Origin of the sequence: Blautia hansenii (assembly GCF_013304445.1) — a bacterium.
Classification (GTDB): Bacteria; Bacillota; Clostridia; order Lachnospirales; family Lachnospiraceae; genus Blautia.
This window is the reverse complement of the sequence record NZ_JAAITA010000039.1, coordinates 1-10687: the sequence shown is the minus strand read 5'-3', so window position 1 is coordinate 10687 and position 10687 is coordinate 1. Positions and strand designations below refer to the sequence as shown.

The window sequence follows — 10687 nt, the reverse complement described above, 5'->3', positions numbered from 1 at the left end:
TTACCATACATTATCCTCAAAATATATAGTAGAGATTTAATTTATTCTATACTAGTATTTTTGGAGAAAACTTATTTGATGATGACTGGATGGACTTCCCGTTTAAAGATGAGTTCTGGGGCAAGAAGAATCCGCTTTATGGTAAACATGCGCAGAACATGATGAAAACGGATATCCGTGAAACTGATGGCAGTTATGAACTGGATGTGGATCTTCCGGGATTTAAGAAAGACGAGATTAAGGTTCAGCTGAAGGATGGTTATCTGACACTGTCAGCAGCCAAAGGTCTTGATAAAGATGAACAGGATAAGAAGGGCAACTACATCAGACGTGAACGTTATGCTGGTACTTTAAGCAGAAGCTTCTATGTTGGTGATGCAGTCAGTGAAGAAGATATCCATGCGAAATATGAAGACGGTATTCTGAAACTTTCTGTTCCGAAGAAAGCACCGAAAGCCGTTGAAGAAAAAGATGGTTACATCGCAATCGAAGGTTAACTTCCATTGCTTATTCTCCCCCCATATATAGCCGGGATCGGAAAGGATCCCGGCCTTTTTTACATGAGAAATAAATTATTCTGTTGTATTGCGGCGAATTAATATAGGTGTAATCTGTTTATGGATGGGTTCACCCAATGGTTTGGGAACACGCTTTTTCTGTTCCTCCATCTGCTGGACCAGAAGATCCATGGCAGTTTTTGCAATCACATCGATCTGCTGTCCGATGGTTGTGATCGGAAGGATTGCCTTGCTGGCAATCGGAGAATTGTCAAATCCAACAATCTCGTAAGTGGAAGGAAATGTCCCGTATTTTTGGAAAATTAAATTAAGAAACATATTAGCATAGGTATCGTTCGCAAGAAAGATACCTTTTTTTTGATCGGGGTATTTTGATTCTATCTTATTGAAAATCTCTCGGATTACATCCAAAAGCTCATGATAAGAAGCACCTTTTACACTCAAATCTATATCATATGGCACATGATATTCTTCACAAGTTGCCTGAAAGGCCCAGATTCGGTCATAAGCCGGAGCGGATTTATTCACATTGACATTTATGTGAATTAATATATCACATTTATCTCGAATCAACAGAGAAGTAGCCTGAAGTGCTCCCATATAGTTGTCAGTATTGACGCTGCTGATATGTTCTGCTTCGCGTTCAATTGCGATGACAGGAATCTGGTAGGAAGCGAGTTTCTCAGATGGAAGAGTGTGACTTAAAACAATCAGTCCTTCAATCTGATAAGACAGAAGTTCTTCAATATACTGTTGTTCTTCTTCTGCGCCATGTTCGCTGACGAAAACAAGAAACTTATAATGATAATCACGGTAGCTGGAAAGGAATTGTGTCAGCATCTCAGAATAATAGTGCAGGTAAAGATTCGGAACAATGATTCCAATAAATTCACTTTTTCCATTTGCCAGAACTTTTGCCAGCTTATTCTTTTTATATCCAAGTGTGTCAAGAGCTTGTGAAATCTTTTCCTGGTTTTCCAAGGTAAGAGAATCAGGATGATTGAAGTATCTTGATATTGTAGTTTTTGAAAAATTGGTGTATTCCGCAATATCTGCAAAAGTTACCTGTTTCTTTTTACTCATAAAAGTTGAATCTCCTTCAATATGATGGCTGACGGTTAATAATATTTTTCAGTATAGCAATTTTGATGGAAAAACGCAACGATAAAATAACCGGTTACGTAACCGGTTCTCATAAAATCAATGGAATGGAGGAAGAAGTGCATGAAAAGAATGCAAAATCAAGCAAAGTCCGTAAGCAAGCGAACGTGGAGAGAAAAGATGACTTATGTGAAGAAAAACTGGCAGTTATATCTTTTTTTCCTGATGCCAGGACTTTTACTGACAATTATTTTTAAGTATCTCCCGATGGGAGGTCTTCTGATTGCTTTTGAAGATTACAATGTAATAAAAGGAGTTCTTGGTAGTCCCTGGGTAGGGCTTGAGTATTTCAGACGATTCTTATCTTCACCAGATTTTATGAACTATCTGATGAATACGTTGAAATTGAGTATCTATGGATTACTGTGGGGATTTCCGGTTCCAATCATTCTTGCATTGCTTCTGAATCGTATTCGTAAGACCGGAATTAAGAAGAAAGTGCAGCTTTTGATCTATATGCCAAACTTTATTTCAGTCATCGTGCTTTGTGGTATGGTTCGTATGCTTTTATCTCCTGTAGGCCCACTGAATAAAGTATTAGGAATCAGTACAAACTGGATGACAATGCCTTCTGCATTCCGGACAATTTACATTGCAAGTGGAATCTGGCAGACCGCAGGATGGGCATCTATCATGTACACAGCAGCACTGGCGAATGCCAGCAAGGAGCTGGAAGAAGCAGCCCTCATGGATGGAGCGAATCTTCTGCAGCAGATCTGGTATGTAGAATTGCCGGCAATTAAGAATATCATTGTAATTCAGTTTATTTTGCAGGCTGGAAATATCATGAGTATTGGTTTCGAAAAAGCTTATGCTTTACAGACAGATATGAACCTTCCGGCATCAGAAATCCTGTCTACATATGTATACCGTATTGGACTTCTGAATGGAGACTATGGATATTCGACAGCGGTAGGTCTTTTCAATTCAGTTGTAAATGTTATCTTGCTGATCTTTGTGAACTGGGTTGTTAAGAAACTGAATGATGGAGAAGGATTATAGAAAAGAGGGAGAAGAGATGGAGAAAAAAAAGAGAAAATATTCAAGGACAGACAAAGTAATCCTTGGAATCGGATTTACTATTCTTGGTTTATTCGTCCTTTCTATAGCGATACCGATTATTTATGTAGTACTCGCATCCTTTATGGATCCTACTGTTTTGAATAACCAGGGATTGAGTTTTAACACCAAGGACTGGACATTAGACGCATATCGAAGAGTATTAGAGAACGAAATGATCTGGCGTGGATTTTTGAATTCCTTCCTGTATTCACTTGCATTTGCAGTAATTTCTGTTTTTGTGACATTACTGGCTGCGTATCCACTGTCAAAGAAGGAATTTGTAGGAAGAGACTTTTTCAATGTTATTTTCCTGATCACAATGTTCTTTGGTGGTGGAATGATTCCTACATTTATCCTGATCAATCAGCTGCACATGGTTAATACAGTGTGGGCAATCCTGATTCCAGGAGCATTTAATGTATGGAATATGATTCTTGCCAGAACTTATTATCAGTCAATCCCGACAGAATTAAGAGAAGCATCTGCGATTGACGGTGCAAATGAGATCCAGCATTTCTTTAAAATCATGCTTCCGGTATGTAAGCCAATCATCGCAGTACTGGCACTCTGGTCTTTTGTTGGAATGTGGAACAGTTATTTCGATGCAATGATTTATCTGAATGATGCAAATCTTCAGCCATTACAGCTGGTACTCCGTTCCATCCTGGTACAGAATACACCACAGCCTGGAATGAACGCTGATATTCAGAGTACAGCAGAAATGGCAAAAGTAGCAGAACAGCTGAAATATGCAACGATCGTAGTATCAAGTTTACCACTGTTAGTAATGTACCCATTCTTCCAGAAATACTTTGATGAAGGAATTATGGTCGGATCGGTAAAAGGCTAATAAGAAAGGAACGATACAGATATGAAGAAAAGAAAAGTAAATGCATTGCTTGCAATTGTACTGTCCCTGACGATGATGGTGGGAGTTGCAGGATGTGGAAAAAAGCAGCAGCTTGAGGCTGAAATTGATCCGGGTACACCTGTATCGGAGGTGCAGTTTCCATTAAAGGAAACTGCAGAGCTTTCCTTTATTACAAGTGCACCGGCTACATCAACACAGGATCCGAATGAACGAGTAATTTTTCAGCGAATGGAAGAGCAGACCAATGTTCATATTGACTGGACTTGTTTTGTATCGGATCAGTTCTCTGATAAGAAGAATCTGGCGCTTGCACAATTTGGAAATCTGCCAGATGGATTATTCAATGCCGGAATGAGTGATTATGATCTGTTGCGTTATGCAAAACAGGGGATTATCATTCCGCTGGAAAATCTGATAGATAAATATATGCCGAATTTACAGGCAGTGTTTGAAAAATATCCAGAATACAGGACAATGTGCACCGCACCAGATGGACATATTTATTCCTTCCCATGGATTGAACAGCTTGGTTCTGGGAAAGAAGCCATTCAGGCAATCGGAGATATTCCGTATATTAATAAAAAATGGTTGGATTATCTAGGACTCGAGATTCCGACAACAACAGATGAACTGGAACAGGTATTGATTCAATTCCGTGATCATGCAGATGAGCTTGAAAAAGAATTTTCGATTGAAGGTGCTGTGATTCCAATGTCATTTATCATCAATAATGGTGACCAGGATCCGGCAATTCTGCTCAATGGATTTGGAGAAGGCTATGGAGATACAGGAGATCATTTCGCTGTAACGGACGAAGGAAAAGTTATTTATACAACCGTTCAGGAAGGATACAAAGAAGGAATTGAGTGGTTACATAAACTTGTAACAGAGGATCTGGTCGACCCGGAAGCATTTACACAAGAGTGGTCTACTTATGTCGCCAAAGGAAAGAATCACCGCTATGGTCTCTGCTTTACATGGGATATCGCCAATATTGATAATAATGAAGATTATGTTATGCTGCCGGCTCTGACAGGACCAGATGGTATGCGGAACATTACAAGACAGAATAACAGTGAAACAAGTGGATATGATCGTGGAAGATGTGTTCTTACATCCAGCTGCCGTAACACAGCACTTGCTGCTGCATGGATCGATCAGATGTATGCACCACTTCAGTCACCGCAGAATAACTGGGGAACTTATGGAGAGAAGGATTCCTTTAACATTTTTGAACTGTCTACCAATAAAGATGGTGGAGAAATGCTGAAACACATGGATCTGGGGGATCAGTCTCCGGTAGAAGTACGTGAAGCACAATCTGTAAATGGTCCTCTTGCAGTTCTGAATGAATATTATGACGTCTATGTAACACAGCCAGAGGATGCAAAATGGCGTCTGGACAATATGCATGAAACTTATTTACAGGATATGAACAGTAAATATGTTTATCCAAACGTATTCATGAGCATTGATGATACCAATAAAGTATCTCAGTATGATACAGATATCAAAAAATATGCAGAACAGAAGAAAGCAGACTGGATCCTGAATGGCGGAATTGAAAAAGAGTGGGATTTTTATCTGAAGAAAATGGAACAGTATGGACTTTCTGATTATATTTCAATTAAACAGAAATACTTTGATGAGTATCAGAAGTCGTTGAGTGAAGAAAAATAACGATACAAACAACAGGAGAATTTTCATGAGTGAGATGTTAGAAAAGGCTAGAAAATATGAAGCTGAACAGGGGCTGCAGATAAAAGCAGAGGATCGACCGGCTTTTCATGTGAGTCCATATGTTGGATGGATGAATGATCCAAATGGTTTTTCCTGCTATCAGGGAGAGTATCATTTGTTTTACCAGTATAATCCATATGATACACATTGGAACAGTATGCACTGGGGCCATGTGGTAAGTAAAGATCTGCTTCACTGGGAATATCTTCCGGCAGCTCTGGCACCGGATGAAGATTATGATAAGATAGGATGTTTTTCAGGAAGTGCAATAGAACTGGACGACGGCAGACAGCTGCTGATTTATACTGCTGTAGATCAGGAGACGCTTGAAGATGGAACGGCAAGGGATATTCAGACACAGGCAGTGGCTGTTGGAGATGGAAAAAATTATAAGAAATATGAAAAGAATCCGGTTCTGACAGCTAAAGACTTGCCGGAAGGTGCAAGTAAAGTGGATTTCCGGGATCCAAAGATCTGGAAAGAAAAAGATGGGTACTTCTATTGTGTGATCGGAAGCCGTCCGGCAGATGGAAGTGGACAGATTCTTCTTTATAAAAGTGCAGATGGATTTGAATGGGAATTTGTCAGTGTACTGGCAGAAAATAAAAAACGTTATGGAAAGATGTGGGAGTGTCCGGACTTTTTCGAATTAGATGGAAAACATGTTCTTCTGACAAGTCCACAGGACATGTTGCCGGAAGGACTGGAGTTCCATAATGGAAATGGGACCTTATGTATCATCGGAGAGATGGATCCGGAGACACATACCTTAAAAGAAGAGACAGTACAAAGCGTCGATTATGGAATGGATTATTATGCAATGCAGACTTTGCTTGCACCGGATGGCCGTAGAATTATGATTGCCTGGATGCAGAACTGGGATACGACTGCTCATCGTTGTAATGACTCAAAATGGTTTGCGCAAATGAGTCTGCCGAGAGAAGTGTCTGTCAAAAACGGAAGACTTTATCAGACTCCGATCAAAGAACTCGATGCAATGCGTAAAGACAGAGTTGAGTACAACGATGTAGTAATAGATAATGATGCGATCACATTAGACAAAATCGAAGGACGAACTATAGATATGGAACTTGTGATACGTCCGGAAGATAAAGAAAATGTGTATAAGAAATTTGTATTACGTTTTGCACAAAATGAGAAGTTTTATACAGAATTAAGTTTCCGCCCGGATGAGTCTGTCCTGAAAATTGACAGAAAATTTTCAGGAACCGAACGAGCATTAGTTCATCAGAGAAGGTGTCTGGTAAATGGCGATGCCAATGAATTAAAGCTTCGTGTGATCTTGGATAGATTCAGTGCTGAAATATTTATTAATGACGGTAAGCAGGTTATGTCTGCTGTTATATTTACAGAACAAGAGGCAAAAGGAATTTCATTCTTTGCTGAAGGTGCAGCTAAAATCGATATAGTGAAATACAATCTGGTTTAGGACAAAAATTATATTGAAATTGAAGATGCATGGATAATGATAGGGGATTCCTGAAACGGGAATCCCTTTTGCATATAGGAGCATAGTATCAATGCTAGAAGAAATGTCGTTTTTTGCGGCAGAATGGAGAATATGATGAAAAAATATGATGTAGTGGCACTTGGAGAATTGTTAATTGATTTTACAGAAAATGGAAAAAGTAATCAGGGAAACCCACTTTTTGAGGCAAATCCAGGAGGCGCACCCTGCAATGTACTTGCAATGCTGACGAAACTAGGACATAAGACGGCATTCATCGGAAAAGTAGGTGAAGACTTTTTCGGAGAACAGCTGAGAGATGTGATAACAGAAGTAGGGATTGATGCAAAAGGATTATGTACAGACAAGGAAATCCATACAACACTGGCAATGGTGCATACTTATCCGGATGGAGACAGAGATTTCTCATTTTATCGAAATCCGGGAGCAGACATGATGTTGAATAAAACGGAAGTTCAGGCAGAACTTATTAAAGAAACAAAAATCTTCCATTTCGGAACATTGTCTATGACACATGAAGGAGTACGTGAAGCAACAAAAGAAGCAATCCGTATTGCAGAAGAGTCTGGTGCAGTTATTTCTTTTGATCCGAACTTACGTCCACCTCTTTGGAATTCTTTGGATGAGGCAAAGGAACAGGTATTATATGGATTAGCACACTGTCATATTCTGAAAATTTCAGATAATGAGATTCAGTGGCTGACAGGTGAAGAAGATTATACTGCCGGGGTAAACTGGATTAGAGAAAGATATCAGATTCAGTTGATTCTTGTATCTATGGGGAAAGAAGGAAGTCGTGCATACTATAACGGAACGATGGTAGAAGTAAAACCGTTCCTTCAGAAAAATACAATTGAGACAACAGGAGCAGGAGATACATTCTGTGGTTGTGTATTACATTATATTTGTGAACACGGAATGGAAGGTTTAGATGAAAATAAACTAAAGGAAATGTTGACTTTTGCAAATGCAGCAGCATCTGTGATCACAACAAGAAAAGGAGCATTGCGTGTAATGCCGACGAGGGATGAAATTCAGAAAACATGTGAAATGTGAAGATGACATTCTGAAACTTTCTGTTCCGAAGAAAGCACCGAAAGTCGTTGAAGAAAAAGATGGTTATATCGCAATTGAAGGTTAACTTCCATTGCTTATTCTCCCCATATATAGCCGGGATCCGAAAGGATCCCGGCCTTTTTGTGTGAAGAATTATGACTGGACCAGTTCTCTGTCTTTGCCGATAAAGAAAAGGGCAATTGTATCAGGACCGACATGACTTCCGGTGCAGAAGTCGTAAGATGTGTTGATAAAATCACGTATGTTGATTTTTTCTCTTATTTTATCCATGATATAAAGAGAATCTTCGTAAGCGTCGGCATGTGCAATATCGATGATCTGTTCTTCAGGTTTTATAATATTATCACAAACCAGATTGATCAGAGTATTCAGGGCTGCTTTACGTCCACGGACATTTTTATAAGTTACAATATAGCCATCTTTGCTTCTTCTGAGAATAGGCTTGATTTTGAGAACATTTCCGATAGTGGCTATTAATGTGACAAATTGTAACACCAAATTTAAAACATTTCAATAGCTTATGCTGACCAGAATCACGTACCAAATCTTTACGTGCGTTCGACTTGAATTTATGCTAAAATAAGAGAATAAATAAGAATCAGGAGCAATAAGAAATGAACCAGAAAGATTTTAAAAACAAAAGTGAGATGCAGATATTCCTGTCATATTTTAGACCACACAGGAAGCTGTTTTTGCTGGATATGGTATGTGCTCTGGCAATAGCAGTAATAGATCTGGCATTTCCGTTTATTTCTAGGTGGTGTATGTACAAGCTGCTGCCGGATAATGCGTGGAGGACATTCTGGACGGTAATGGTCGTTGTGTTCTGTGCGTATATCCTGCGGTCAGTTTTTACCTATATTATTACTTACTGGGGACATAGCTGGAAAAGATGTTGTGGAAGTTTATTATAACCCGCCATATACCAATGGAGGAATTGAGAAATCAACGGCAAATCTTATTGGATATGAGAAAACAAATGAATTGAAACCAGGTGAATCACAGACGGTAACAATTTCTTTTACAGCTGAGGACATGGCTTCTTATGATTACCTGGAAAATGGATGCTACGTGCTGGAAGCAGGAGATTATGAGATCAGTATCAACAGCGATTCTCATAATGTGATCGATTCTGTTACTTATACAGTAGATGAAGATATTGTTTATGATGAGGCAAATCCACGTTCGACAGACTTGACTGCTGCTGTAAATCAATTCGGTTATGCAGACGGACATCTTACCTATTTATCACGTAAAGATGGCTTCAAGAATTATGATGAAACAACAGCTGCACCTGCGAGCACGTCTATGCCGGAGGATTTAAAAGAGGGATTTATTGTAACTTCCAACTATGAAATGCCGGAAATTCCAGATGCCGAAATGCCTGTGACTGGTGCGGATAATGGAATGAAACTGACGGAGCTTCGCGGTGCAGATTATGATGATGAGCGTTGGGAAACACTTCTGGATCAGCTTACAATTGATGAGATGCAGAATATGATCGCCCATGCCGGATTCCAGACTGCAGAAGAAAAAAGCGTTGAAAAAGTTGCTACTGTTGACTGCGATGGACCATCCGCTGTGAGCAATAACTTTACAGGTGCAGGTTCTGTAGGATTCCCGTCAAATGTTATGATCGCCTGCACATGGAATAAGGATTTAGCTCATACATACGGATATGATATGGGAAAAATGGCTACAGAACTTGGTTGCTCTGGATGGTATGCACCATCTATGAACCTTCATAGAAGTGCATTTGGTGGGCGTACATATGAGTATCCGTCAGAGGACCCAATCATTGCAGGAACTATGTCTGCACAGGTTGTAAATGGTGCTGCTGAGAATGGTGTTTATGCATATATGAAACATTTTGCAATGAACGAGCAGGAGACAAACCGTTGGATTATGATCTGCACTTGGTCAAATGAACAGGCAATGCGTGAACTGTATTTGAAACCATTCGAAATCTGTGTAAAAAACAGCAATATTACAGCTACAATGTCTTCCTTTAACTACATTGGAAATGTGTGGGCTGGCGGAAATTACGAACTGCAGACAACGCTTCTCCGTGATGAATGGGGATTCAAAGGCTTTGTAGAAACCGACTATTTTGCTGGTGCATTTAACATGAATGCAGATCAGGTAATCGCAACTGGCGGTTCCTGCTGTTTGTCTACATTTGATGTAGGAACAAACTTTGTTACAGATACATCTGACCCATCCACAGTTCAGTATATGAGAACTGCCTGCAAGAACATTATGTATACTGTTGTGAACAGTAATGCATATGCTGGTGAAACATCTTTAACACTGGCATTGTGGATGAAAATCATGGTTGGTGTGGACGTGGCAGTAGCTGTTATCCTGATTCTTCTGGAAGTAGTTCTGGTGAAGAAATATAAGAAGAGAAAAAGTGTGTTAATTGTTGTTGAGTAATAGATAGTGATGAATTCATGAAGATGCAATGCTGTCTACATTCAACGGAGAAGAGAACAATGTAGCCAATCCGGAGCATCCAACATCTGTACTTCAGATGAGAAATGCCTGCAAAAATGTCATGTATACAGTTGTAAGCAGCTGGGCTTATGATGGAAAACACAAAGAAACAGGTATGGAAAACTGGAAGAAAGCAGGAATTGGTATCGACGTAGTAATAGCACTTTTCATAGCAGGAATGGAAGTATTGGTAATCAGAGGATATAAGAAAAGAAAGAATACTTTGGTGAGGAATCCATGTTTGTGACAACAAATGTGTACATGTAAACCATC

10 protein-coding genes are annotated in these 10687 nt (G+C 39.5%); 8 read left to right on the top strand and 2 right to left on the bottom strand.

Annotated elements, in window-relative coordinates; all coding sequences use genetic code 11:
* The first annotated feature begins 89 nt into the window (after nucleotides 1-89).
* Complete coding sequence (locus tag G5A70_RS15125) at nucleotides 90-497, top strand: Hsp20/alpha crystallin family protein (RefSeq protein WP_173750287.1); 408 nt, start codon at nucleotides 90-92, stop codon at nucleotides 495-497.
* 75 nt (nucleotides 498-572) lie between these two features.
* Here the strand turns inward: G5A70_RS15125 and G5A70_RS15120 are convergent, their stop codons facing one another.
* Nucleotides 573-1601, bottom strand: coding sequence for a LacI family DNA-binding transcriptional regulator (locus tag G5A70_RS15120; protein WP_173750286.1), 1029 nt, complete (start codon nucleotides 1599-1601; stop codon nucleotides 573-575).
* A gap of 141 nt (nucleotides 1602-1742) precedes the next feature.
* On the opposite strand from G5A70_RS15120, the gene G5A70_RS15115 reads away from it, so the two are divergent.
* From G5A70_RS15115 to G5A70_RS15095, 5 genes are all read left to right on the top strand, one after another.
* Nucleotides 1743-2681, top strand: a complete 939-nt coding sequence (locus G5A70_RS15115; RefSeq protein ID WP_118697279.1) for an ABC transporter permease — start codon at nucleotides 1743-1745, stop codon at nucleotides 2679-2681.
* A gap of 16 nt (nucleotides 2682-2697) precedes the next feature.
* Nucleotides 2698-3591: a carbohydrate ABC transporter permease gene (locus G5A70_RS15110; RefSeq protein WP_173750288.1), complete on the top strand. Its 894-nt coding sequence runs from the start codon at nucleotides 2698-2700 to the stop codon at nucleotides 3589-3591.
* 21 nt (nucleotides 3592-3612) lie between these two features.
* Nucleotides 3613-5292, top strand: coding sequence for an ABC transporter substrate-binding protein (locus G5A70_RS15105; RefSeq protein WP_118697280.1), 1680 nt, complete (start codon nucleotides 3613-3615; stop codon nucleotides 5290-5292).
* Nucleotides 5293-5317: 25 nt separating this feature from the next.
* A complete protein-coding gene (locus tag G5A70_RS15100; RefSeq protein WP_173750285.1) occupies nucleotides 5318-6802 on the top strand; it encodes a glycoside hydrolase family 32 protein in 1485 nt (494 codons plus the stop codon).
* Nucleotides 6803-6937: 135 nt separating this feature from the next.
* Nucleotides 6938-7897, top strand: a complete 960-nt coding sequence (locus tag G5A70_RS15095; RefSeq protein WP_118697282.1) for a carbohydrate kinase family protein — start codon at nucleotides 6938-6940, stop codon at nucleotides 7895-7897.
* Between the two features lie 153 nt (nucleotides 7898-8050).
* Here the strand turns inward: G5A70_RS15095 and G5A70_RS15090 are convergent, their stop codons facing one another.
* Nucleotides 8051-8413, bottom strand: a complete 363-nt coding sequence (locus tag G5A70_RS15090) for a DegV family protein (protein ID WP_226853752.1) — start codon at nucleotides 8411-8413, stop codon at nucleotides 8051-8053.
* A gap of 402 nt (nucleotides 8414-8815) precedes the next feature.
* Here G5A70_RS15090 and G5A70_RS15085 point away from each other — a divergent pair, with 402 nt between their 5' ends.
* Both G5A70_RS15085 and G5A70_RS15080 read left to right on the top strand, forming a co-directional pair.
* Entirely contained in the window at nucleotides 8816-10354 is a 1539-nt protein-coding gene (locus G5A70_RS15085) for a glycoside hydrolase family 3 N-terminal domain-containing protein (RefSeq protein ID WP_319017086.1), read from the top strand.
* Nucleotides 10355-10382: 28 nt separating this feature from the next.
* The gene (locus tag G5A70_RS15080) at nucleotides 10383-10661 is read left to right on the top strand and encodes a hypothetical protein (RefSeq protein WP_226853748.1); all 279 of its coding nucleotides are present in this window, start codon (nucleotides 10383-10385) and stop codon (nucleotides 10659-10661) included.
* Nucleotides 10662-10687: the final 26 nt, after the last annotated feature.